This window comes from Novosphingobium sp. GV079, assembly GCF_003058045.1.
In the GTDB taxonomy this organism is placed as follows: Bacteria; Pseudomonadota; Alphaproteobacteria; order Sphingomonadales; family Sphingomonadaceae; genus Novosphingobium; species Novosphingobium capsulatum.
In genome coordinates this window covers 100,330-122,205 of the sequence record NZ_QBUE01000009.1, presented here as the reverse complement: position 1 = coordinate 122,205, position 21,876 = coordinate 100,330, and the positions used below count along the sequence as shown (strand labels likewise).

Here is a 21,876-nt window from a genome sequence, read left to right as displayed (position 1 = left end):
CCACGATGGGATATGCGACGGGAACGGCAACCATGCGTGTACATTCTCGCGAGCGGGGTGCGTGGCACCTTGTACATCGGGGTCACGTCGGCCTTGATGCAGCGGTTGTGGCAGCACCGCGAAGGCATCACCGGCGGTTTCACCGCGCGCTATGGTGTCTACCGCCTGGTCCACTTCGAGATCTTCGCCGATATGGAGCAGGCGATCGTCCGCGAAAAGCAACTCAAGAACTGGCGCCGTGACTGGAAGCTCAATCTGGTCCATGCGGCCAATCCCGATTGGCGCGATCTTGCGATCGACCTCGGTTTTCCGCCGTCGGGGCAGGGCAAGCCTCACCCTGGACCCTGAAACAAGTTCAGGGTGACGACTGTTTCGCACACAACGTTTGACTTCAAAATCCCCGTCACCCCGGACTTGATCCGGGGTCCAGCATGCCGCCTTTCCCGCCATAACGGCCATCACCCCGTCGCCCGCTTGAGCGCCACGCGCACCAGGTCGTTGAGGCGGGCGTCTTCGCCCAGATCCTTGATCGCAAAGGCCACGGCGCTGGCTGCCACGGCGGGCTTGAAGCCCAGGTTCTGCAGGGCCGAAATCGCGTCGGCGCTAGCCGAGCCGGCCGGCAGCGCAACATCTGCCTCTGCCGCGACGCCCAGTCCGCCGGTCATGCCGGCCAGGCCCCCGGCCTTGTCCTTGAGTTCGTTGACGATGCGGCTGGCGAGCTTTGGCCCCACCCCGTTGGCGCGCGCCACCATGGCGGCATCGCCCCCGGCACAGGCGCGCTGCAACTCGTCCACCGACAGGGCGGAGAGAATGGCCAGGGCCACTTTCGATCCCACCCCCTGCACGGCAGTGAGCAGGCGGAACCACGCGCGTTCGCCCGCGCTGGCAAAGCCGATCAGGCGCTGGTCGGTTTCGCTCACCTGCATTTCGGTGTGCACCACCACCTTGTCGCCCCGCACGCCCAGGTGCGTGAGCGTCTTGGCGGAGCACTGCACCAGGTAACCGACGCCGTTCACGTCGATGATCGCCCAGTCCGGGCCGGTGTCGTCAAGCATGCCGGTCAATTTGGCGATCATGGTTTGTTCCCTATGACAGGGAACTTTCCCGCGCGCAACCGGGGTTCAGGTATTGGCCTGTTGATCCTCGGGCACGGCATCGTCGGCGCCGTAATAGAGCTTGGCACAATCGTGCGCGGCCACGCCACCTTCAAGCGAGAGGTCGTCCTTGAAGGCATCGCGGATATAATCGACCGTCGAAAGGTGGCGGTCCTCGAAATACATCTCGTGCACCTGGTCGCGCCCGGCGCCATAGACGATGCGGGTGATCCCAGCCCAGATTGCCGCCATCGTGCACATGCCGCAGGGCTGCAGCGTGGTATAAAGCGTGGCGCCGTCGATCTTCATGTCGCCCACCGTCTGGCCCGCCGCGCGCAGCGCTTCCACTTCGGCATGGGCGGTGGCATCGCACCGTTCCACCGCGCGGTTGACCGCGCCAGCCACCAGGCTGCCATCGCGCACGACCAGGGCGGCAATCGGCGTATTGGCCGGATCATCACCCTTTTCGCGGATGGCGAGGGCGATGGCGCGGGCCATCCAGGCTTCGTCGGTGGCGGCGATGTTCATGAAGAACGCTACGCCGGGCGGGCGCGGGCGTTCCCATGTCCTTTCGGGATCAGCGGTGGCTGCCCAGCATGTTGGCATGGGTGATCGCCACGGCCAGCGCGTCAGAGGCGTCCTCGCCCGCCAGCTTCACGCCGGGCAGCAGGATCTTGAGCATATGCTGGATCTGCTGCTTTTCCGCGCCACCGGTGCCGACCAGCGCCTTCTTGATCACCTTGGTGGGATATTCCGCCACATGCATGCCCGATCGTGCCAGGCTGAGCATGGCAACGCCGCGGGCCTGGCCCAGCTTGAGCGTGGATTGCGGGTTCACGTTGACGAAGACCTCTTCCACCGCGCCTTCGTCGGGGCGGTGGGTGAGGATCACGTCGGTCAGCGCCGCGTCCAGTTCCACCAGGCGCTGCGCCATGGTGGCCTTGGCATCGGTGCGAATCTGGCCATTGGCAACGTGGCTGAGCCGGCTGCCAGACTTGGCCACCACGCCCCAGCCGGTGCAGGTGAGGCCAGGATCGATGCCCAGGATGATCATGACTGCAAGATCCTCTCCCGCACGGCAGGGGAGGGGCGCTGCGCGCGCAGCGCGTGGTGGAGGGGGAGCCCCCTCCGACGGCCTGACGGCCGCCACCTCCCCCTCGGCGAGGGGGAGGATCGATCGCCAGCGCGCACCGCCATTGGCCTGATCAGCCCAGCTTTTCCATCACGTCGTCGGGGATTTCATAGTTGCCCCACACGGTCTGCACGTCGTCGTCGTCGTCCAGCACGTCGATCAGCTTGAGCAGGGTGGCGGCATCATCGGCCGAAACCGTGGTCTTGAGGCTGGGCTTCCACGCCAGCTTCACCGCTTCGGCTTCGCCCAGCGCCTTTTCCAGCTCGCGGCTGACGGGGTGGAGGTTGTCGATCGCGGTCCAGATCTGATGCGTATCGTCGTCCGATTCCACGTCGTCGGCGCCGGCTTCGATCGCGGCTTCCAGCACCTTTTCCTCGTCGCCCACGCTGGCGGGGTACTCGATCAGGCCTAGGCGTTCAAAGCCATGGCTGACCGCGCCCGAAGCGCCCAGGTTGCCGCCGTTCTTGGCAAAGGCGGTGCGCACGTTGGTGGCGGTGCGATTGCGGTTGTCGGTCAGCGCCTCGACGATGATCGCCACGCCACCCGGGCCATAGCCTTCGTAGCGCACTTCTTCATAGTTCTCGCCGTCGCCCTTGCTCGCCTTGTCGATGGCGCGCTGGATATTGTCCTTGGGCATCGACTGCGCCTTGGCGGCGTTGATCGCGGCGCGCAGGCGCGGGTTCATGTCCGGGTCGGGCATGCCCATCTTGGCCGCGACGGTGATTTCGCGGGAGAGCTTGGAGAACATGGCCGAGCGCTTCTTGTCCTGCGCGCCCTTGCGATGCATGATGTTCTTGAATTTGGAATGGCCTGCCATGGATCTGCTTCTTGCGGCTGATGGTGGGAACTTGGGGTTTGCCACGGCCCCTAGACCAACCGGCGCAAAACGGCAATGCGCGCCTAGCCAACAACGGGGGCCAACAACGGGGGGCTGACAGCCGGGGCAGATCGGCAAACGCGGCGTTAACCGCTCGTGCGGTATGGCCCTTGCCATGGTCCGCCTGTCCCTGCCCGCTGCGCAATCCCTGGCCCACTTCCTGCGTCATCCACGCTGGACGCGGCCGATGGGTCTGGGCAGCGCGGAAAGCTGGGCGCTGTGGCGCGGCGCAACCGGGCTTTATCTGGCCGGGCTGCTGGTGCTCGCGCTGGTTCTGCACCTGTGGCAGCGGGCCATGGGCCTGCCTTCACCCGACGCCTTTGGCAAAGTGCCGCCCGCCCTGCTGCTCCCCACCGTCACCCTCCTGGCCCCGGTGGCCGAGGAATGCGTGTTCCGGGGCTGGCTTTCGGGCCGGCCGCGCGCACTCGCGCTGATCGCGGGGCTGGTTGTGGCGGCTGCCGCGCTATGGACGGTGCGCGATGGCGCGGCCCACCCCGTGGCGCTGCTGCTGTTGCTGCTGGGCGTGCTGGGTGCGGCGCTGGGCTGGTTCGTGCTGCGCCGGCGGGAAACCCCGGCGTGGTTCGTCGCGGCGTTTCCGGTGCTGTTCATGCTGCACGCGGTGGTCTTCGCGCTGTTTCACCTCAGCAACTATCCGCGCATCACGCTGGCGCTGGTGCCGATGGTGCTGCCGCAGCTGTGGGCCGGGCTGGTGTTCGGCTTCATCCGTGTGCGGATCAGCCTGCCCGCCGCCATGCTTGCCCACGCGCTGGGCAATCTGGCGGCGGTAACCGTGGCATTCCTGGTGCAGTGAGCGGAGCGGCCAAGCGCCGCGTGGCTCAGTCCCTGGTGCTCAGTCGATGCCCAGGGCGTTCTTGTAGACGTCGAGAATCGCTTCCATTTCGCGGCGATCGTCGGGCTTCATCTTCCGCAGGCGGACGATCTGGCGCATGATCTTGGCGTCATAGCCGGCCGACTTGGCTTCGCTGTAGACATCCTTGATGTCGTCGCCGATGCCCTTCTTTTCTTCTTCCAGGCGTTCGATGCGCTCGATCAAGAGGCGCAGGCGGTCGTCGGCGGCGTCGGCCATGGGATAAGCTCCGAATCTCTGTGTGGGCGGCCGTTGCGGCCTTCAGCCGCGGGCAAATAGCCGCCCACGCCCACGCTGGCAAAGCCGATCCTGTGGAAAGATTGCGCCGCTGTCGCGCGCAAGCCGGGTTATGTCTGGGTTCTGGCCGGTGTCAGCGCGGGTTGCGCTTCATGCTCTCGTCCATCCGTGCCAGTTGTTCGGGCGTGGCCGGGCTCTGGTAGCGGGTCTTCCATTCCTCGGCGGGCAGGCCGTGGATCGCCTCGCGGGCGGCGGCCTTGTCCAGCGGGGCGCCGGCCTCGATAATCCAGTCGGCCAGGCAATTGCGGCAAAAGCCCGCCAAGCCCATCAGATCGATGTTCTGGGCATCGTGGCGGTGGCGCAAATGGCGCACCAGGTGGCGAAAGGCGGCGGCGGCCACTGCATCATCGAGTTGATCGAGCGGATCAGCGCCAGAATGGGTGGTTTGGCCGGTCGAAGCATTCGTATCCATGGTTATCATCCCTTGGGTTTTGCCCCGGCATAGGCCATAGGGCAGGCCGAATGAAAGCCTGCCGGGTTCGATAGTGAAGAGGAGTTTTTTGCACCATGGGCCAGCCTGACAAGCGCGAACGCAAGGTCAAGATCCTCGCAACGGTGGGGCCGGCCAGCCGTTCCCCGGAAATGCTGGAAAAGCTTTTCCTGGCCGGTGCCGATGCCTTTCGCGTCAACATGAGCCATGGCGAACACGCCATCCATGCCGAAACCATCGCCAATATCCGCGCGCTGGAAGAACGGGTAAAGCGCCCGATCACCGTGCTGTGCGATCTCCAGGGGCCCAAGCTGCGCGTCGGCACCTTCAAGGAAGGCCGCGCCGTCATCCGCCATTCGGGCCACTTCACGCTCGATCGCAATCCCGAGCCGGGCGATGAAAACCGCGTCTGCCTGCCCCATCCCGAACTGTTCGGCATCCTGCAAAAGGGCCAGCGCCTGCTGATCGACGATGGCAAGCTGCGCCTGCGCGTGATCCGCGCCAGCGAGAGCGAAATCCTTTGCTCGGCCGAAGTGGGCGGCGTGATTTCCGATCGCAAGGGCGTCAACGTGCCCGACGCGGTGGTGCCGGTGCCCGCGCTCACCGAAAAGGACCGTCGCGACCTGGCCTTCGCCGTGGAGCATGGCGCCGACTGGATCGCCCTGTCGTTCGTGCAGCGCCCCGAAGACGTGGCCGAGGCGCGCCGCCTGATGGGCGGCTATGGCTCGCTGATGGCCAAGATCGAAAAGCCGGCCGCGATTTCGCGCCTGGAAGAGATCATCGAACTGTCCGACGGCATCATGGTCGCCCGTGGTGACCTGGGCGTCGAGCTCAACCCCGAAGAAGTGCCGCCGCTGCAAAAGCGCATCGTCGAAAGCGCGCGCCGCCAGGGCAAGCCGGTGGTCGTGGCCACGCAGATGCTCGAATCGATGATCGAGGCGCCCACGCCCACCCGCGCCGAAGTGTCGGACGTGGCCAACGCCGTCTATGACGGCGCCGATGCTGTGATGCTCTCGGCCGAAACCGCCGCTGGCGCCTGGCCGGAAGAGGCGGTCAGCATCATGAACCGCATCGCCGTGCAGGTGGAAAGCGATCCCGGCTATGCCGCCCGCGTCCACTTCATCGAAACGCTGCCCGATCCCACCACGGCTGACGCGCTGGCCCAGGCCTGCGCCTCGATCGCTGAAACGCTGCCGATCTCGGGGATCATCGTGTTCACCGGTTCGGGCTCCACCGCCCGCCGCGTGGCGCGTGAACGGCCGGGCGTACCGATGCTGGTGCTCACGCCCAGCCAGAAGACCGCGCGCAAGGTCGGCCTGCTGTGGGGCGCCCACGCCGTTGCCACCAAGGACATCGGCAGCTTTGAGGAAATGATCGCCAAGGGCAAGCGCATGGCCCTGCGCCACGATTTCGGCACCGCCGGGTCCAAGCTGGTGGCGCTGGCCGGGGTGCCGTTCGGCACGCCGGGGGCCACCAACCTGCTGCATGTCGTCACCCTCACCGGCGACGAACTCAAGCAGCACCAGGCCGACTGAGCAGCCCTGACAAGACCTGGCGCGTTCAGGTCTTGTCCGTCACCCGGGCCACTGTCAGGCCCGAGGTGACGCGCTCGGCCGCGAACACGCAGTTCTTGCCCGATGCCTTGGCCAGATAGAGCGAGGCATCGGCATCGGGGATCAGTTCCTCGCCCCTGACGGACGTTTCCGGCATGGCCGCCACGCCCAGCGACGCGCTGACCGGGCAGCCCTGGATATCGGTCACGCCCAGCACGCGCAGGCGGATCTGCTCGGCCTTGGCCACGGCATCGGCCAGCGCGCAATCGGGCAGGATGGCGATGATCTCTTCCCCGCCATAGCGGCAGACCACGTCGGTGGGGCGCAGTGCGCCAACGATCTGCGCCGCCACATCGCGCAGCACCGCATCGCCCTTGGCATGGCCATAGCTGTCGTTGAGTTCCTTGAAGTTATCCAGATCGATCATGATCACTGCGGTGGGATTGCCCGATCGCTGCGACAGCGCAATCAGGCGCTCCAGCGTGTCTTCCATATAGCGCCGGTTATAGAGGCCAGTCAGCGAATCGCGCAGCGACTGGGTGCGCAGCCGATCGCGCAGCGCGATGTTGGACAAAGCCAGCGACATCGAATCCGCCAGCGCCGTGCCCAGGTGGCGCAAGTTGGCCAGTTCCTCGCCCCCCGCCAGCGCCACTGGCGCATCGCTGCGCGCCAGCACCAGAAGACCCTGCACCTGGCCACCGGCCATCATCGGGATTTCCAGCACGGCATTGTCGCCGCCATGGTGCGAGCAGCACAGCCCGCCTTCGACCGGCGCATTCACGTGCGCCTTGCCGCGCTTCAACGCCCAGCAGTGGCTCGGCGCCAACGAATCGGGTGCGACATAGCCATCCGGCAAATCCCACTGGCGCGCCAGGTCCAACCGATCGCGTGAATTGTTGAGCACATAGAGCGCCGCGCCGTGCCCGCCCAGCAGGCGTCGCGCGGTGACCATCAGCACGGCGCCGGCTTCCTCGTTGGTTTCGGCGGCCTGCAACATGTCGGTCATGGCAAAGAGTTCGGCGGTGCGCCGCCGCGCTGCCTCTGAATCCGCGCGCATGTGCTGTTCGTGGTTGTGATGGGTGATCAGGATCGTGCGAAAGCCCAGCAGCGATGTGGCCACGGCCACCTGCAAGCCCAGCGCCAGCACCAGCAGCATGTCGTTGCCGCCAGGCTGCCAGCGGTCGAGCATTTCGTGCACCGCCACCAGGGCGATCGACAGCAGCTGCAGCGCGATCGCGCCATTATACATCAGGCCCAGGCGCTGCCGCGTGGTGCCGCGCCATTCCGGCAGGCGCAGCCGACGCAGGAATGGCGCTTGCTCGTCCACCACGCTCAGAAAGCTCCCGTTCCGAAACCTGCACCGTCCCGGGGGATGCCGGGCACGGCCATTCTTACGGACACGGCAGGTGGAGCAGGCTGAACGCGCGCCTGCGCATGAATGCCTATGATGGGCGGCGCAGGCCGCTAACGATGATCAGCCGCGCGCGCCAAACAGGGCAGAGCCGACGCGCACATGCGTGGCGCCCAGCTGGATCGCGGTTTCAAAGTCGTCGCTCATGCCCATCGATCGGCCGGCCAGGCCATGGTCTGCGGCGAGCTTGTCGAGCAGGGCAAAGAACGGCGCGGCCTCGATCCCCGCCGGGGGTACGCACATCAGCCCGATCACCGGCAGCTCTGCCGCGCGCGCCTCGGTCAGCAAGGCAGGCAGATCGGCGATGGCGCAGCCGCCCTTCTGCTCTTCGGCGCCAATGTTGACCTGCACGAACAGCGGCACGCGGCGGCCGGTCTTGTCCATCGCGCGGGCCAGCGCGGTCAGCAGTGAGGGGCGATCGAGCGAATGGATGCAATCGAACAGCGCCACGGCCTCATCCGCCTTGTTCGATTGCAGCTGGCCGACCAGGTGCAGTTCCAGCCCGGCATGCTCCTCGCGCAGCGGCGCCCACTTGGCCTGGGCTTCCTGCACGCGGTTTTCGCCGAACACGGTTTGCCCGGCGGCGATCAGCGGGCGGATCGCCTCGGCCGGGTGGGTTTTCGATACGGCCACCAGCGTCACGTCGGCAGGGGCGCGGCGGGCAATGCGCGCGGCCTGGGCGATGCGGGCGCGAATGTCTTCAAGCGGGGTATGCTCTGGTCCGGTCATGGCGCGGTGCTATAGCGTCGTCATGGCAAAGCGCTACCCCGTGCCGCGATTGGTCCTGCTCAGCGATGCGCGCAACGATGCCGTGCTGGCCCGCGCCGTGGCGCGCCTGCCGCGCGGCAGTGCGCTGGTGTTCCGCCACTATCACCTGGCGCCCGAGGCGCGCCGCCAGCGCTGGGCCGCGCTGCGCCGCCTGGCGGCACCGCGCGGCGTGGCGCTGATCGCGGCGGGCGCGCGCTGCGGCCGGGGCGGGCAGGGGCGCTATGGCGCGCCAGATGGCTTGGGGCGCGAAGCCGGGTTGCGCCTGGCCACGGCCCATTCCCTGCGCGAAATCGCGGCGGCGGCGCGGGCCCGTGCCGATGCCGTGCTGCTGTCTCCCGTGCTGCCCACGCGCAGCCATCCCGGCGCGCCGGTGCTGGGCATGGTGCGCTTCCTGCTGCTGGCGCGCCACAGCCCGGTGCCGGTCCTGGCGCTGGGCGGGATGAACCGCGCCGCCGCGCGCCGCCTGCCACGCCGGGGCGCCGTGCGGGGCTGGGCCGCGATCGACGGACTGTCGTGAAAATCCGCGCAATTCCGTGGGTTTTCGCGGGCGATTCTTGACCCCGGCAGCGCTTGGGGCGATGATGGCGCCAGAAGGGAATATTCAGCATCATGGCTTCGCGGGCACTCACCCCCAACCGTTCGACCGCGCCTGGCGGCGGGAAACTCGGCCCTGGCCGGGGCAACCCCAACTGGCGCGCCGTGTTGCGGCGCAGCTTCCGCCGCAGTTTCGAACTGATCGGCGGCGCCACGCTGTTTGGCGCCATGGTGTTCCTCGCGCTGGCGCTGGTCAGCTATACCCAGACCGATCCTTCCGGCAGCACCGCCTCGGGCAGCCCGGTGGACAATTGGATGGGCCTGCCCGGCGCCTGGGCGGCGGAACGCGTGCTGGTGCTGTTCGGCCTGCCCGGCGGCCTGCTGGTGCCGCTGCTGTTCGTGTTTGCCCGCCGCCTGTGGGACGCCGCCGGTGACCTGATCGACGTGGACGAGGATGAAGAAGCGCCTGCGCCCGAACCGGCCTGGTGGCGCCTGTCGCTCGGCCTGTCGGTGGCGATGATGCTGTCGGGCACGGCGCTGGCGCTGGCGTTCACCGGCCCGGGTGGCAGCCTGCCGGCCGGGTTTGGCGGCGCCACCGGCCTGCTCGGCGCGGCCGGGGTGCGCGCGCTGGCTGGCCTGGTGCCGGTGGCGCAGGGCTGGATCATCCTGGCCATCGCGCTGCTCGCCTTTGGCGGCGGCCTGTTCCTCACCGGGCGCGTCTTTGCGCTCGATTGGGCGCGGTTGCTGTCGATTCCGGCGTTCCTGCGCCGCACTCCGCGTGAGGCGGCGGCCGATGGCGCCCCGGCCCGCCAGCGCCGCGCGCCCAAGGCCAAGGCCGCAGCCGCCGGTGATGCCCTGCTCGCCGATGATGACGATGGTGCCGATGATGACGCGCCGCCGTTCGACACCCGCGCCCCGGTGATCCCGGCCGATGCTGCCGCACCCCGCCGCCCGACCGAGATCAGCGATCCGCAGCGCACCCCTGCGCCTGCGGCCAAGGCGCAGGCGCGGCAAAGCGACCTGTTCGACAAGTTCGCGCTACCCGCGATCGACATTCTCGAGGAAATTCCCGCCTCGGCCCAGCCCAAGATCGACAAGCTCGCGCTGGAACGCAACGCGCGCCTGCTCGAAAACGTGCTCGACGATTTCAACGTCAAGGGCGAGATCACCGCCGTGCGTACCGGCCCGGTGGTGACGATGTACGAGCTCGAACCCGCGCCCGGTATCAAGGCCAGCCGCGTGATCGGCCTGGCCGACGATATCGCCCGCAATATGAGCGCGGTGTCGGCACGCGTCTCGGCCATTCCCGGCCGCACCGTGATGGGCATCGAATTGCCCAACCAGATCCGCGACATGGTCTCGTTCCGCGAGCTGGTGGCGTGCGACAAGTTCGTCAATGCCAAGGGCCTCTTGCCGATCATCCTGGGCAAGGACATTGCCGGCGAACCGATCGTGGCCGATCTGGCCACCATGCCCCACCTTCTGGTGGCCGGCACCACCGGCTCGGGCAAGTCGGTGGGCTTGAACTGCATCCTGCTGTCGCTGCTCTACCGGCTTACCCCGGCACAGTGCCGCATGATCCTGGTCGATCCCAAGGTGCTCGAACTCAAGTCCTATGACGATATCCCGCACCTCCTCTCGCCCGTGGTGACCGAGCCGGCCAAGGCCGTGCGCGCGCTCAAGTGGGCGGTCGAGGAAATGGAGCGGCGCTATCGCCAGATGTCGTCGATCGGCGTGCGCAACCTGTCGGGCTTCAACGAAAAGGTTCGCGCCGCCCAGGCCAAGGGCAAGCCGCTCGGCCGCCGCATCCAGGTCGGCTTCGATCCCGAAACCGGCGAGGAACTGTTCGAGGAACAGCAGCTCGAATACCAGGTGCTGCCGCAGATCGTGGTGATCGTCGACGAACTGGCCGACCTCATGGTCAGCGTCGGCAAGGAAATCGAAGTCCTGATCCAGCGCCTCTCGCAAAAGAGCCGCGCGGCCGGCATCCACCTGATCATGGCCACGCAGCGCCCCTCGGTCGACGTCATTACCGGCGTGATCAAGGCCAACCTGCCCACGCGCATTTCCTTTGCCGTGACCAGCCGCATCGACAGCCGCACGATCCTGGGCGAACAGGGCGCCGAACAGCTGCTCGGCAAGGGCGACATGCTCTACAAGCCCAGCACCGATCCGATCAAACGCGTCCATGGTCCCTTCGTCAGCGACGAGGAAGTTGAGCGCGTGGCCGATCACTGGCGCGGCCAGGGCAAGCCAGAATACGTCGATTCGGTCACCGAGGAGCCCGAAGAAGGCTCGTACGGCTTCGACGAACTCGACACCTCCGACAATCCCGAAGACCGCAAGTATCGCCAGGTCTGCCAGCTCGTGTTCGAAAGCCAGAAGGCCTCAGCCAGCTGGATTCAGCGCCAGATGGGCGTGGGCTACAACACCGCGTCCAAGTGGGTCGAACGCATGGAGCAGGATGGCCTGGTCGGCCCGGCCAACCACGTCGGCCGCCGCGAGATCTACCGCGACAAGGATGGCAACCCGCTGTAACCCCGGATGGCTTGCAATGCCCGGTCACCGGGCAGGGCCCTTCGACAAGCTCAGGGCGAACGGAGTGACAAGACGTTTATTACCCGTTCGGGCTGAGCCTGTCGAAGCCCCCGGCAGCCAAGCGCCGCGTTCGGGATGGTCCACCCATCGCCCAGAGCGCCACAGATCCTCCCCGTCACCGACGGGGAGGGGGACCGCCCGCGCAGCGGGTGGTGGAGGGGCTCAGGCCGCCCGCAGCGCCGCTGTCGCCTCGCCCACCAGCGCGGTCACCTCTGCCTCGGTCAACACCCGGCGCGGGTCATAGCCCAGGCCGAGGCGGGCAGTGCGGCGCCAGGCATCGCAGAACAGGCCCTTGTTGGGGCCAAACGCCCGCAGCACATGGGCAGCCAGGCGCGGCGGCGCGTCGGGCGCATAGGCGCGTGAGAACAGCGCCATGTCGGCCACCCACGGCCCGATCATTACCCAGCCATGGTCATCGGCCACCACTTCGCCCGCCACGCTCAGCGTGCCTTCGACCACCATGATCGGCGCATCGAGGGCACGGGCCAGGTGCACGGCATAGGCGGCACCCAGCATCGGCGCGGTCACGTCCTTGCCCGCCATGACCTTGAGCACGTCCTGCGCGCGGGTGGCCATCAGCGCCTTGTCGTCCTCGCTCGGGCTCCACGCCTTGAACGTGCGCGCGGTTTCCCACGAATGGCTGGCGGCGATCAGGCGCGAGAGGCGGGTCAGGGCAAGCGATGCGGTCATGACCGCGGCCCTTAGGCGCAAAGCGGCCCTAGGCAAAGGGGGGCTGGATCACTTGCCCTGCTTGCCCACGATCACACCGCCCACGGGAATATTGCTGCCACCCTTGGGATCGCGCATCCCGATGAGCCAGGTCGCATAGAATTCTTCAGCATGCGGGCCGGTGAATTGCCCCTTGATCGAACCGCGGGTGTCTCCGCTGAATGGCAGGTTGATGATTTTGTCAAAGGTGCCCGCAAACGTTGCCTTGCCTGCGTCGCCCGTGCCGGAAAAAGCATAGGCGCCAAGCGCGTAGGACGTTCCGGTATCGCGGTCTGTCGCCACGGGGGTGAGCGTGCCGGTCAAGGTTGCCGCGCCGAAGTTGTACGCCATGCGCGCGTCTCCGCTGATCGCATAGGGCCGGGTGTTGCCATCAGACGGAACCCCGGAATAGCCCAGGATCACGCCATTGTATGTAGCGCTGCCGCTGCTCGGCACCGCTGAGGCCGGCGTCGCCTCGCCAAAGCCATAGGCGAAATCGGTGTAGGGGAATGTGGAGGATTGCGACGGTGCCAGTACCGTTTCAGACGTGCCAAAGCCGGTATAGGTCAACGCAATCAGCGGATTGCTGGGGCCGGGGCGCGAAACGCGCAGCGTGCCCGCGCTCAACGAACTCGCTTGCGCCGTAACGGAATAGGCATCGTACGTGGCGTCGCTGTGCGCCGCGTCGCGGATCGCGGGCGTGAGCGCACGTGGATTTCCGGAATATCCGTCGATCCCAGCACGTATCGTCAGCGCCTTCTGCGTTTCGGAATAGGTAATGTACAACGAGCGCGTAGTCAGGTTTTGCTGGTCCCACCGTGTGGAGCGGCCATAGCTGACGGCCACGGCTGCCCCGCCCAGGTCTTCGTTGATTACCAGGTTCGCCAGGCCATTGTTGGATGGCATCGTCGCGGTGTCGCGGCCCAGGATCGTGCCGCTCGCCACCACGTTGTCGTAAAGGTTGGTGTTCCAGACCGCGCCGAACTCTTCATGATGGGGGCCATAGAAACGGCCGTCGATCGCACCCGGCCGCGCGCCGAAGTTGAAGCTGCCGGAAAACGTCGTGCTACCTGCTTTCAGCTTTGCCTGTGACGTCCAGTTTAAAGTGCCTTCATACAGGCTATTTCTGTAACGATCGATCGTGCCGCTGCCAACCAGGCCGCCGCTGGCGAAATCCACCTGAAAGCGACCGCCGCCTGTCAGCACATAGTTCTGCTGAGGATAGCCGGCCTGCCCATCAAGGCGCACACCGAATGTGGCCGTCCCGGTGGTCGGCATGGCCGATGCGGGCGTGGGGACGCCATAGGTGAAATAGTCCATGGTCGTTGTGGCGTTCGGCCCATCGGTCTGCGTCCGTTGCCACAGGCCGGCACCGACATAGCGGAAAAGGGGGGCGTCGGGCGTGCCGGGATCGGTCGTATTCGTGCTGAGCGACAGCGTCTCCGTCAGCGCGCCTTCGCTGCGCTTGTAAACCGTGGCTTCGGCATTGCTGAGCGTGGCATCCTTTTGCGCCGGTCCGAAATCCTGTGTCCGCCCTTGCGTGGCAATCGTGTAGGTCTGCGTGGATGCCTTGTATTCGATCGTCAAAGGCTTGCTTGTAACCGTGTTCGGCTGGGCGGACGTGATCGGTTGATAGGCCGTCTGGGTTTTTGCATCATTGACGAAGGCCTCGCTGACCAGGCTGCCCACCAGATCGTCGTTGGTCGGCTTGGGCGGGGGAGAAGGCGGCGGGTTGGGAGAGTTCGTGCTGGCAACGCCACCGCCATCGCCACACGCGGCGAGCAGAACCGCCAACGCAAGTGCCGAATACCGTGTCGCTCTGCAACACCGTTGGAGACCAGCGCGCGCCATGATTCGATCCTTGTCAAAAAACAGAATAGATCCAACTTGGCGCTATAATACGCTATTTTACATATTGTTCCAGCGATGCTTTACACCTGAGAGTAAAAGGGTGCTGCCACTTCTGCAGGAACGCGAACCAGGCGTCCGCTGCTTTTATCGATTAGGGCCCACGTCGTGCGCGCGCTGACGATCACTTTGCCGGCCGCGTTGGCGAAATCGACGCAGCGGTCGAACCGCGCGCCGTGGGGCGGATCGGGAATGAAGGTGGTGGCCACCACACTCTCGCCTTGGCCAACATTGCCGCGATAGTCGATCTCGTGCCGGGTCACCACCCAGACATAGGCCGCCACGTGTTCCGGTGGCGCCACCGTTTCCCAATGCCGCGTGGCGATCTGTTCCATCCAGCGCACCCAGACCGCGTTGTTCACATGGCCCAGCTCGTCGATATGCTCGGGCAGGGCGGTGAACGTGCAAGAAAACCGTGCCGTCATGATCAGGCACCCACCAGGTGCAGCACGATCTGGCGGCGATGCGCCATGCAGCGGTGCTCGCACAGATAGATGCCTTGCCAGGTGCCAAGCGCGAGCTGCCCGCCCAGCAGCGGGATCGACAGGCTCACCCCGGTCAGGATGCTTTTCAAATGGGCCGGCATGTCGTCCGGGCCTTCATCGTCATGGGCATAGGCGGTGCTTTCCGGTGCCAGGCGATCGAGCCAGCGCACGATATCGCCGCGCACCTCGCGCGCGGCATTTTCCTGGATGCACAGCGAGGCCGAGGTGTGGCGGCAGAACAGCGTGAGCAGCCCGCTGTCCATGCCCTGGGCCGCCACCCACTGCGCGGTTTCGCGGGTAAATTCGTGCAGGCCGGGGCCGGGCGTATGCAGGGTCAGCGTGGTGCTGGCCTGGCGCAGCGGCGCGGCGTGCACCGCGTCGGCGGGGTGAAGGGCTTGGCTCATGACCGCATCAGCCTGGCATGGGGCGCGGACCATGTCACCCCGGTTTTGCGTGGTACAATAAAAAATGAGAATCATTATCAACATGGTTGATTATGAAAATCACTCGCAATAAAGCGCTACCCATCCGGACCGGGCGCCGCTGCCCGATCCGAGCAAAGGGGAAAAATTCCATCATGATCAATGCATCCCGGTCTCGTCGCGCGTCACCCATGCCAAGCGGGCACGTGCCTGCCACCTCGCCCTTGCGTCCCGCATTTCTCGCCGCCGGCTGTATCGGCGTGATCGCCGCCATGCCGGCCCAGGCCCAGGATGCCGCGCAAACCGTGCTGGGCGGGGTGACCGTGACCGATACCGCGATCGCGCAAGCTCCAGTCAAGGTAGAGCGGGCGGAATCGCCCAAGTACGTGCGCCCGCTGCTCGATACGCCGCAGACGGTCACCGTGGTCGGCCGCGCGGTGATCGAGGCGCAGAACCTGCTGTCATTGAAAGATGCGCTGTCGATCCTGCCCGGCATTACCCTGGGCGCGGGCGAAGGCGGCGGCGGCTATGGTGACAGCATCAATCTGCGTGGGCAGAGCGCCAATACCGATATCCAGATCGATGGCGTGCGCGACAGCGCGCAGTATTCCCGCAGCGACCTGTTCAACATCGAACAGGTGGAAGTGACCAATGGTGCCAATTCGGTGTTCAGCGGCTCGGGCTCGATCGGCGGAACGGTCAACCTGGTCAGCAAGCGGCCCAAGGACGAAACCAGCACCACCGTGCAGGGCGGGGTGGGCACGGCCAATTACTGGCGCGGCACGGTGGATAGCAACTGGCAGCTGGGCAGCGAGGTCGCCGTGCGCCTCAACGCCATGGGCCACAGCGCCGATGTGCCCGGCCGCGATTTCGAATACAGCCGCCGCTGGGGCGTGGCGCCGTCGGTCAAGTTCGGGCTGACCGGCGATACCAGTTTGACGCTGCTGTATCTGCACCAGCGTGACAAGAATATCCCGCAATATGGCGTGCCTTATTACGCGGTTTATGGCGGCTTGCTGCCCGGCGCCAGCTATGCCGGCTATTACGGATACAAGAACTACGATCGCCAGGAACAGACGGTGGACCAGGCCACCGCCATCCTCGACCACCGCTTTTCCGATGCGGTCTCGATCCGCAATCTGGCACGCTACCAAAAGGTCAAGCAGGATACCTTCGTCGATCCGCCGCAGGGTGCCTGGTGCCTGGCCAACGGTACGCTGGCCAATTCGACCGGCGCGGCCACGGCCTGCTCATCAACCCAGGCTGCGGGCACGTTCTACCCCAGCGGCCCGCGCGGGCTGTTCCGCCTGACCGACACCTCGATCTGGTATGACCAGGTTGATCTTTCCGCCAAGGTCTCCACTTTCGGCCTCGAACACACCCTGGCACTGGGCGCGGCATACTCGCAGGAAGATTATGACGTCGTTTCCGGCAACGGATTGCGCAATGCCAATGGCACCACGCCCACACTCGATGCGATCAACATCGCCAATCCCAATGCCATCTATACCGGGCCGGTAAACTACATCACCACGGCAATTGCCCATGGCTCCACCCGCAACATCGCGCTCTATGCGTTCGATGCGGTCAAGCTGGGCGGCGGGTTCGAAGTGAATGGCGGCATTCGCTGGGAAAACAACCGCGCCCGCTATCGCAGCGACACCTTGGCGGTCAGCGGCGCGGTGACCACCGGTGCGCCGCAGAACAACACCGACGACTTGTTCAGCTATCGCCTGGGCCTGGTCTACAAGCCGGTGGCCAACGCCAGCCTCTATGTCGCTTACGGCAACAGCAAGACGCCGGCCTCGTCCACCGTGCGCAGCGGTTGTGGCGTGACCAGCACGACCCTGCTGGGCGACCCCTGCAACGTTGCCCCGCAAACCGCCGTCAATTTCGAACTGGGCGGCAAGGTCGATCTGGCGCAGGGCAAGCTGCAATTGACCGCCTCGGTGTTCCGCAACGAGCGCACCAACTATCCCGTCGCCGCCAACGATCCGCTGGTCGGCACCACCAATGTGCTCGACGGGCGCAGCCAGGTCGATGGCGTGTCGCTCGGCCTGTCGGGCAAGATCACGCCCGCCTGGACGATCTTTGCCAACGCCATGTACCTCGATGGCGTGATCAAGCAGTCGATTTCGAATTACTGCAAGAACCACCTGGGCGCCACGCAGACGCTGCCCACGGGCGGCACCGTCACGTGCCCAACCAGCGATGTCCAGGCCGGCAACCCGGTGACCAACACGCCACGCTGGTCGGGCAGCCTCTACACCAGCTATCACCTGCCGTTCGGGCTGGAGGTGGGCTATGGCCTCACCTACCAGGGCAGCTGGTATCTCACCAATTCCACCGGCGCGCCGATGTACAAGGCGCCGTCCTATCTCACCCACCGCATTTCGCTGGGCTACAAGCTGGACAACGGCCTTTCGGCACAGATCAACGTGCAGAACCTGACCGACGAGAAGTATTACACGTCGATCCGCAACAATGGCTGGGCCGTGCCGGGTGAAGGGCGCTCTGCCGTGCTCACCCTGGGCTATGCGTTCTGACCCACAAGAAAGGGGGCGATCATCTCGCCCCCTTCGTTGCTCAGTCCGCCCAATAGAGCTTGGTCGGGTTGTCGATCAGCAGCTTGCGCTGCAATTCTTCGGTCGGCGCAATGCGCGGGATCATGTCGACCAGGTGCCCGTCATCGGGAATGGCATCCTGCATGTTGGGATGCGGCCAGTCGGTGCCCCACAGCACGCGGTCCTGATAGTCCGCCACCAGCGGCGCCACGGCCTCGGCAAAGGCATTCCACGGGTCCCCTGATGGGTCGAGCCGGTCGGGGCAGGTCGCCTTGAACCAGATATCGGGCCGCGAATCGAGGAACGCGCGAAACGCCTTCATGTCGGCCCCATCGGGCCCTTGCGTCACATCGGGCCGGCCCATGTGGTCGATCACCAAGGGCACGGGGATCGCGTCCATGAACGGGCGCAGTTCCTCCAGGATATCGGCCTCGAAATAGATCACCACGTGCCAGCCCTTGGGCAGGCGCTTGGCCACGTCCAGGAACTTGTCCTTGGGCGCATCATCCACCAGCCGCTTCAAGAAATTGAAGCGGATGCCACGGATGCCGCCCACGTGCAGCGCGGCGAGATCAGCCTCGGAAATCGCCGGATCGACCACGGCGACGCCGCGCGCTTTCCCGTTGCTCTTGGCAATGGCGTCGAGCGTCGCTGCATTGTCGGTGCCATGGCAGCTCGCCTGCACGATCACGTTCTTGGCAAAGCCCAGGTGATCGCGCAGCGCAAACAGCATGTCCGGCCCGGCGTCTTCGGGCAGGTACTTGGCCTTGGCGCTGAACGGAAACTGCGCCATCGGGCCAAACACATGGCAATGCGCATCGATCGCGCCGGCCGGCGGGGTATAGCGCGGCTTCGACGGGTTGCCGTGCCAGGAAATGATACGGTCGGTCATGGTCTTGTCCTTGAAAACCGGGCCTCGACACGCTCAGCCCGAACGGCAACCTATTTGAAATCTCGCACGCCGTTCGCCCTGAGCCTGTCGCAGGGCGAGAAGCACACGTTTACCCGAACACCACCCCATCCATCAGCTTGCGCGCGGTGCGCAGCAGGGCGGCAGTCTTGACCGCGCCGCTCTCGTCCACTTCCAGCACGCAGCTCATTTCGCCGGTGGGATGCTCCACCGACAGGGTCTTGCGGCTGCCGTCGCCCACCTGCGCGACCTCGGCCGCCGGAGAGCCTTCGAGCAGGCAGGCCGTCGCCACAGACACCGCGCCCAGCACCCCGATCGTGGCATGCGCACGATGCGGGATGAAGCTGCGTACGGTCACCGCGCCACCGTGCTTGGGCGGGGCCACCAGCATCATCTTGGGCACCGACTTTTCCTTCACGTCGCCCAGGTTCATCAGCGGGCCCACTTCCAGCCGGATCGCCTCGATCCGCGCCTTGAGGTCGGTCGCATTGTCCAGCCATTCGCGGTCTTCATAGCCGGTGATGCCCACGTCTTGCGCCTTCATCACCACGCAGGGCATGCCATTGTCGATCAGCGTCACGGCCACGCCTTGGATCATGTCGGCCACGTTGCCGGTGGGCAGCAGCGCCCCGCACGAGGAACCGGCCGTATCGCGAAATTCCAGCGGCACCGGGGCATGGGTGCCGGGCACGCCATCGATCGCGGCCTGGCCGGCATAGCTGACCGTGCCGCCCGGCGTCTGCACCGTCGCCACGGCCACTTGCCCGGTGTTTTCCATGAAGATCGCCACGCGGGTTTCATCGCCCGTCGCCGCCACCAGCCCGCGCTCGATCGCAAACGGGCCAACGCCCGCCAGGATATTGCCGCAGTTCTGCGCGTCGGTCACGATCGCCTGGTCGACGAAGACCTGCAGGAACAGGTAATCGACATCGATCCCCTCGCGCGTGGACTTGCTCACCACGGCCACCTTGCTGGTCAGCGGATCGGCGCCGCCCATCCCGTCGATCTGGCGCGGATCGGGCGAGCCCATCACCGCCAGCAGAAAGGCATCGCGCGCCGCCACGTCGGTGGGCAGGTCGCTCTTGAGGAAATAGCCGCCCTTCGACGTGCCGCCGCGCATCCACATGCAGGGGGCGGAAAAACCGGTGGTCATGGGTCTTGCTCCTTGGGTGCGGGAAGGGGCCCCTCCACCGCCGCCAGTGGCGGCGGTCCCCCTCCCCATTGCATGGGGAGGAGCCCAGATCCTCCCTGCCGCGTAGCGGTGGGGAGGTGGCAGGCCCGCAGGGCCTGACGGAGGGGCCCCTTCAATCCATCAAACGTACTTCAAGCCTTCCTTCTCCAGCCGCTCGCGCATCTTGTACATGTCGAGGCCGAGCACGCCGTTGGCCAGCTTCTCGCGCTTTTCGCCTTCGTTGGCTTCGCGCGCCTGTGCGGCTTTGAGTACCTCTGCGGCCTTGGCGCGCGGCACCACCACCACGCCATCGTCGTCGGCCACGATCACGTCGCCGGGGTTCACCGCGCAATTGGCGCAGACCACCGGCACGTTGACGCTGCCGAGCGTATTCTTGACCGTCCCTTGCGCATAGATCGCCTTGGACCACACCGGGAACTGCATCTCGGTCAGGTCGCGCACGTCGCGCACCCCGGCGTCGATCACCAGGCCGCGGCAGCCGCGCGCCTGGGCCGAGGTGGCGAGCAGGTCACCGAAATAGCCGTCTTCGCAGGGCGAGGTCGGGGCCAGCAGCAGGATATCGCCCGCTTGCAGCTGTTCGATCGCGACATGGACCATCCAGTTGTCGCCCGGAGGGGCGCTGATCGTCACGGCCGATCCGGCGATGCGCGCGCCGCGATAGATCGGGCGCATATAGCTGGCGAGCAGGCCGGTGCGGCCCTGCGCTTCGTGCACGGTGGCCACGCCACAGGCAGCCAGGCCGTCGATCACGGCCGGATCGGCCCGTTCGATATTCTGCACGACGATACCCGACATGGCGCTTGTCTCCCTATGATGGCTGGCCGGTTCGGCACGGATGGCCTGCATTTGGAACCGGGGGCGGGCAGCGCCAAATGCAATGTTTGGCATGTGCCATAAGGAAATGCTAAGTCTGGATGGATGGCCCGCCCCGACCCCGCGCTTAACATTCGCCACTTCGCCGCCTTTGCCGCCACCGTGCGCCATGGCAGCGTGACCCGCGCCGCGCGTGCGGTAAACCTGACGCAGCCCGCGCTGACCCAGGCCATCGCCCGGCTCGAAGCAGACCTGGGCTGTCTGCTGTTCGAACGCGGCGCCGGCGGCATGACCGCGACCGAGCCCGCGCTGCTGCTGGCGCCGCGGGCCGAGGCGGCGATCGAGCAGATCGGCTCCCCCCGCGTCACTGGCACGCAAGTACGCGCTTTCCTGGCCCTGGCGCGCGCCGGGTCCTATGCCGGGGCGGCGCAGGATACTGGGCTTTCCGCCGCGTCGCTGCACCGCGCCGTGGCGGATCTGGGCGTGGCGCTGGGGCAGCGGCTGATCGATCGGCGTGGCCGCACCGTGCTGCTCACCCCGGCCGGCGCCCGCCGCGCGCGCGGCTTTGGCCTGGCCATGGCCGAATTGCGCAGCGGCCTGGCCGAAGTGGCGGCGTGGCAGGGTAAGGCGGCCGGCCGCGTGGTGATCGGCGCCATGCCGCTGTCTCGCGCGCGCTGGCTGCCCGAAACGCTGCTGCGCTTTGCCGCCGCCTATCCCGGTGTCGATGTGGCCGTGGTCGAAGGCAGCCATGCCGAACTGGTCGGGCCGCTGCGCGATGGCGAAATCGACTTCATGTTGGGCGCCCTGCGCGAAACCACCGCGCTCGATGATCTGGAGCAGGAGGCCGTGTTCGAGGATCGCCCCGCGCTGGTCATGCGCGCCGGCCATCCGCTCGCCGATCCGGTCCACCCGCTCGATCCGGCCGCCCTGCAGCACTATCCGTGGATATTGCCTGGCGGCGATACCCCGCTGCGCCATTATTGGGAGGCGATGATGCAGGCCGCCACCGGCGCGCCGCCGCCCCATGTCGGCATCGAATGTGGCTCGGTGCTCACCGTGCGGCAATTGCTGGTGGGGTCTGATGCGCTCACCCTGCTCAGCCCGGCGCAGCTGGCGGTAGAGCTTGACGTGGGCCTGCTGGCGGCGCGGCCCACCCCGGTGCCGGTGCGCCGCACGATCGGGATGACGCACCGCGCGCTGTGGCGGCCCACCGCGCCACAGGCCGCGTTCGTCGCCCTACTGCGCGAAGTGGCGAAGAAAGGTTTCGCATAAATTTATGGCCACCGCGCTCTTTGCATTTGTATGCGTTGCA

General features: G+C 66.3%; 23 protein-coding genes. 7 read left to right on the top strand and 16 right to left on the bottom strand.

What is annotated here, in order from left to right:
- Positions 1-12 precede the first annotated feature (12 nt).
- Positions 13-348, top strand: a complete 336-nt coding sequence (locus C8K14_RS13235; RefSeq protein ID WP_107716998.1) for a GIY-YIG nuclease family protein — start codon at positions 13-15, stop codon at positions 346-348.
- A 110-nt stretch (positions 349-458) separates the two neighbouring features.
- On the opposite strand, the gene ruvA is transcribed toward C8K14_RS13235, so the two are convergent.
- The 4 genes from ruvA to C8K14_RS13215 all read right to left on the bottom strand — a co-directional run bounded on the left by ruvA (position 459) and on the right by C8K14_RS13215 (position 3,043).
- Complete coding sequence (gene ruvA, locus C8K14_RS13230) at positions 459-1,076, bottom strand: Holliday junction branch migration protein RuvA (RefSeq protein ID WP_022675858.1); 618 nt, start codon at positions 1,074-1,076, stop codon at positions 459-461.
- Positions 1,077-1,121: 45 nt separating this feature from the next.
- Positions 1,122-1,622, bottom strand: a complete 501-nt coding sequence (locus C8K14_RS13225; protein WP_233251074.1) for a nucleoside deaminase — start codon at positions 1,620-1,622, stop codon at positions 1,122-1,124.
- Between the two features lie 49 nt (positions 1,623-1,671).
- A complete protein-coding gene (ruvC, locus tag C8K14_RS13220) occupies positions 1,672-2,148 on the bottom strand; it encodes a crossover junction endodeoxyribonuclease RuvC (protein WP_022675856.1) in 477 nt (158 codons plus the stop codon).
- Between the two features lie 151 nt (positions 2,149-2,299).
- Complete coding sequence (locus C8K14_RS13215) at positions 2,300-3,043, bottom strand: YebC/PmpR family DNA-binding transcriptional regulator (RefSeq protein ID WP_022675855.1); 744 nt, start codon at positions 3,041-3,043, stop codon at positions 2,300-2,302.
- Between the two features lie 175 nt (positions 3,044-3,218).
- Between C8K14_RS13215 and C8K14_RS13210 the strand changes: the two genes are divergently transcribed.
- A complete protein-coding gene (locus tag C8K14_RS13210; RefSeq protein WP_158271913.1) occupies positions 3,219-3,914 on the top strand; it encodes a type II CAAX prenyl endopeptidase Rce1 family protein in 696 nt (231 codons plus the stop codon).
- 39 nt (positions 3,915-3,953) lie between these two features.
- On the opposite strand, the gene C8K14_RS13205 is transcribed toward C8K14_RS13210, so the two are convergent.
- Positions 3,954-4,190, bottom strand: a complete 237-nt coding sequence (locus C8K14_RS13205) for a DUF2312 domain-containing protein (RefSeq protein WP_022675853.1) — start codon at positions 4,188-4,190, stop codon at positions 3,954-3,956.
- Between the two features lie 151 nt (positions 4,191-4,341).
- Positions 4,342-4,680, bottom strand: coding sequence for a DUF1244 domain-containing protein (locus C8K14_RS13200; RefSeq protein WP_107716996.1), 339 nt, complete (start codon positions 4,678-4,680; stop codon positions 4,342-4,344).
- Positions 4,681-4,775: 95 nt separating this feature from the next.
- Here C8K14_RS13200 and pyk point away from each other — a divergent pair, with 95 nt between their 5' ends.
- Entirely contained in the window at positions 4,776-6,233 is a 1,458-nt protein-coding gene (gene pyk / locus C8K14_RS13195; RefSeq protein ID WP_022675851.1) for a pyruvate kinase, read from the top strand.
- Positions 6,234-6,258: 25 nt separating this feature from the next.
- Here pyk and C8K14_RS13190 read toward each other — a convergent pair whose 3' ends face one another.
- Both C8K14_RS13190 and C8K14_RS13185 read right to left on the bottom strand, forming a co-directional pair.
- Positions 6,259-7,581 carry a diguanylate cyclase gene (locus tag C8K14_RS13190; RefSeq protein ID WP_108338589.1) on the bottom strand — a complete coding sequence of 441 codons (1,323 nt, stop codon included), beginning with the start codon at positions 7,579-7,581 and terminating at the stop codon, positions 6,259-6,261.
- 144 nt (positions 7,582-7,725) lie between these two features.
- The gene (locus tag C8K14_RS13185) at positions 7,726-8,391 is read right to left on the bottom strand and encodes a YggS family pyridoxal phosphate-dependent enzyme (protein ID WP_107716995.1); all 666 of its coding nucleotides are present in this window, start codon (positions 8,389-8,391) and stop codon (positions 7,726-7,728) included.
- 40 nt (positions 8,392-8,431) lie between these two features.
- Between C8K14_RS13185 and C8K14_RS13180 the strand changes: the two genes are divergently transcribed.
- Together C8K14_RS13180 and C8K14_RS13175 are read left to right on the top strand one after the other, a co-directional pair.
- The gene (locus C8K14_RS13180) at positions 8,432-8,947 is read left to right on the top strand and encodes a thiamine phosphate synthase (protein WP_369974356.1); all 516 of its coding nucleotides are present in this window, start codon (positions 8,432-8,434) and stop codon (positions 8,945-8,947) included.
- Between the two features lie 92 nt (positions 8,948-9,039).
- A complete protein-coding gene (locus C8K14_RS13175; protein WP_107716994.1) occupies positions 9,040-11,502 on the top strand; it encodes a DNA translocase FtsK 4TM domain-containing protein in 2,463 nt (820 codons plus the stop codon).
- A 222-nt stretch (positions 11,503-11,724) separates the two neighbouring features.
- Here the strand turns inward: C8K14_RS13175 and C8K14_RS13170 are convergent, their stop codons facing one another.
- From C8K14_RS13170 to C8K14_RS22885, 5 genes are all read right to left on the bottom strand, one after another.
- Complete coding sequence (locus C8K14_RS13170) at positions 11,725-12,252, bottom strand: hypothetical protein (RefSeq protein ID WP_107716993.1); 528 nt, start codon at positions 12,250-12,252, stop codon at positions 11,725-11,727.
- Between the two features lie 48 nt (positions 12,253-12,300).
- Positions 12,301-14,064 carry a transferrin-binding protein-like solute binding protein gene (locus C8K14_RS13165; RefSeq protein ID WP_107716992.1) on the bottom strand — a complete coding sequence of 588 codons (1,764 nt, stop codon included), beginning with the start codon at positions 14,062-14,064 and terminating at the stop codon, positions 12,301-12,303.
- A 137-nt stretch (positions 14,065-14,201) separates the two neighbouring features.
- Positions 14,202-14,603, bottom strand: a complete 402-nt coding sequence (locus C8K14_RS13160) for a thioesterase family protein (RefSeq protein WP_107716991.1) — start codon at positions 14,601-14,603, stop codon at positions 14,202-14,204.
- Positions 14,604-14,605: 2 nt separating this feature from the next.
- Positions 14,606-15,022, bottom strand: a complete 417-nt coding sequence (locus tag C8K14_RS13155; protein ID WP_107717033.1) for a secondary thiamine-phosphate synthase enzyme YjbQ — start codon at positions 15,020-15,022, stop codon at positions 14,606-14,608.
- Between the two features lie 79 nt (positions 15,023-15,101).
- Positions 15,102-15,359 (bottom strand): hypothetical protein, encoded by a 258-nt coding sequence (locus C8K14_RS22885; protein ID WP_166643356.1) that lies wholly within the window; start codon positions 15,357-15,359, stop codon positions 15,102-15,104.
- On the opposite strand from C8K14_RS22885, the gene C8K14_RS13150 reads away from it, so the two are divergent.
- Entirely contained in the window at positions 15,358-17,631 is a 2,274-nt protein-coding gene (locus C8K14_RS13150; RefSeq protein ID WP_233251081.1) for a TonB-dependent siderophore receptor, read from the top strand. The two genes, C8K14_RS22885 and C8K14_RS13150, sit on opposite strands and share 2 nt — an antisense overlap.
- A 40-nt stretch (positions 17,632-17,671) precedes the next feature.
- Here C8K14_RS13150 and C8K14_RS13145 read toward each other — a convergent pair whose 3' ends face one another.
- From C8K14_RS13145 to ligK, 3 genes are all read right to left on the bottom strand, one after another.
- A complete protein-coding gene (locus C8K14_RS13145) occupies positions 17,672-18,541 on the bottom strand; it encodes an amidohydrolase family protein (protein ID WP_062787586.1) in 870 nt (289 codons plus the stop codon).
- Between the two features lie 109 nt (positions 18,542-18,650).
- Entirely contained in the window at positions 18,651-19,712 is a 1,062-nt protein-coding gene (locus tag C8K14_RS13140) for a 4-oxalomesaconate tautomerase (protein ID WP_107716989.1), read from the bottom strand.
- Between the two features lie 159 nt (positions 19,713-19,871).
- On the bottom strand, positions 19,872-20,546 hold the full coding sequence (gene ligK / locus C8K14_RS13135) for a 4-carboxy-4-hydroxy-2-oxoadipate aldolase/oxaloacetate decarboxylase (protein WP_028657528.1): 675 nt from the start codon (positions 20,544-20,546) through the stop codon (positions 19,872-19,874).
- A 123-nt stretch (positions 20,547-20,669) separates the two neighbouring features.
- On the opposite strand from ligK, the gene C8K14_RS13130 reads away from it, so the two are divergent.
- Positions 20,670-21,836 (top strand): LysR family transcriptional regulator, encoded by a 1,167-nt coding sequence (locus C8K14_RS13130; protein ID WP_062787582.1) that lies wholly within the window; start codon positions 20,670-20,672, stop codon positions 21,834-21,836.
- Positions 21,837-21,876 lie beyond the last annotated feature (40 nt).

What these genes read in the sequence shown, in the direction of transcription:
- C8K14_RS13150 (WP_233251081.1), top strand. Translation starts at nt 15,358, where the DNA reads ATGCCGGCCCAGGCCCAGGATGCCGCGCAAACCGTGCTGGGCGGGGTG.
- C8K14_RS13235 (WP_107716998.1), top strand. Translation starts at nt 13, where the DNA reads ATGCGACGGGAACGGCAACCATGCGTGTACATTCTCGCGAGCGGGGTG.
- C8K14_RS13210 (WP_158271913.1), top strand. Translation starts at nt 3,219, where the DNA reads ATGGTCCGCCTGTCCCTGCCCGCTGCGCAATCCCTGGCCCACTTCCTG.
- C8K14_RS13160 (WP_107716991.1), bottom strand. Translation starts at nt 14,603, where the DNA reads ATGACGGCACGGTTTTCTTGCACGTTCACCGCCCTGCCCGAGCATATC.
- C8K14_RS22885 (WP_166643356.1), bottom strand. Translation starts at nt 15,359, where the DNA reads ATGGCGGCGATCACGCCGATACAGCCGGCGGCGAGAAATGCGGGACGC.
- ruvC (WP_022675856.1), bottom strand. Translation starts at nt 2,148, where the DNA reads ATGATCATCCTGGGCATCGATCCTGGCCTCACCTGCACCGGCTGGGGC.
- C8K14_RS13200 (WP_107716996.1), bottom strand. Translation starts at nt 4,680, where the DNA reads ATGGATACGAATGCTTCGACCGGCCAAACCACCCATTCTGGCGCTGAT.
- C8K14_RS13170 (WP_107716993.1), bottom strand. Translation starts at nt 12,252, where the DNA reads ATGACCGCATCGCTTGCCCTGACCCGCCTCTCGCGCCTGATCGCCGCC.
- C8K14_RS13145 (WP_062787586.1), bottom strand. Translation starts at nt 18,541, where the DNA reads ATGACCGACCGTATCATTTCCTGGCACGGCAACCCGTCGAAGCCGCGC.
- C8K14_RS13175 (WP_107716994.1), top strand. Translation starts at nt 9,040, where the DNA reads ATGGCTTCGCGGGCACTCACCCCCAACCGTTCGACCGCGCCTGGCGGC.
- pyk (WP_022675851.1), top strand. Translation starts at nt 4,776, where the DNA reads ATGGGCCAGCCTGACAAGCGCGAACGCAAGGTCAAGATCCTCGCAACG.
- C8K14_RS13225 (WP_233251074.1), bottom strand. Translation starts at nt 1,622, where the DNA reads ATGAACATCGCCGCCACCGACGAAGCCTGGATGGCCCGCGCCATCGCC.
- ligK (WP_028657528.1), bottom strand. Translation starts at nt 20,546, where the DNA reads ATGTCGGGTATCGTCGTGCAGAATATCGAACGGGCCGATCCGGCCGTG.
- C8K14_RS13130 (WP_062787582.1), top strand. Translation starts at nt 20,670, where the DNA reads ATGGCCCGCCCCGACCCCGCGCTTAACATTCGCCACTTCGCCGCCTTT.
- ruvA (WP_022675858.1), bottom strand. Translation starts at nt 1,076, where the DNA reads ATGATCGCCAAATTGACCGGCATGCTTGACGACACCGGCCCGGACTGG.
- C8K14_RS13215 (WP_022675855.1), bottom strand. Translation starts at nt 3,043, where the DNA reads ATGGCAGGCCATTCCAAATTCAAGAACATCATGCATCGCAAGGGCGCG.
- C8K14_RS13140 (WP_107716989.1), bottom strand. Translation starts at nt 19,712, where the DNA reads ATGACCACCGGTTTTTCCGCCCCCTGCATGTGGATGCGCGGCGGCACG.
- C8K14_RS13205 (WP_022675853.1), bottom strand. Translation starts at nt 4,190, where the DNA reads ATGGCCGACGCCGCCGACGACCGCCTGCGCCTCTTGATCGAGCGCATC.
- C8K14_RS13185 (WP_107716995.1), bottom strand. Translation starts at nt 8,391, where the DNA reads ATGACCGGACCAGAGCATACCCCGCTTGAAGACATTCGCGCCCGCATC.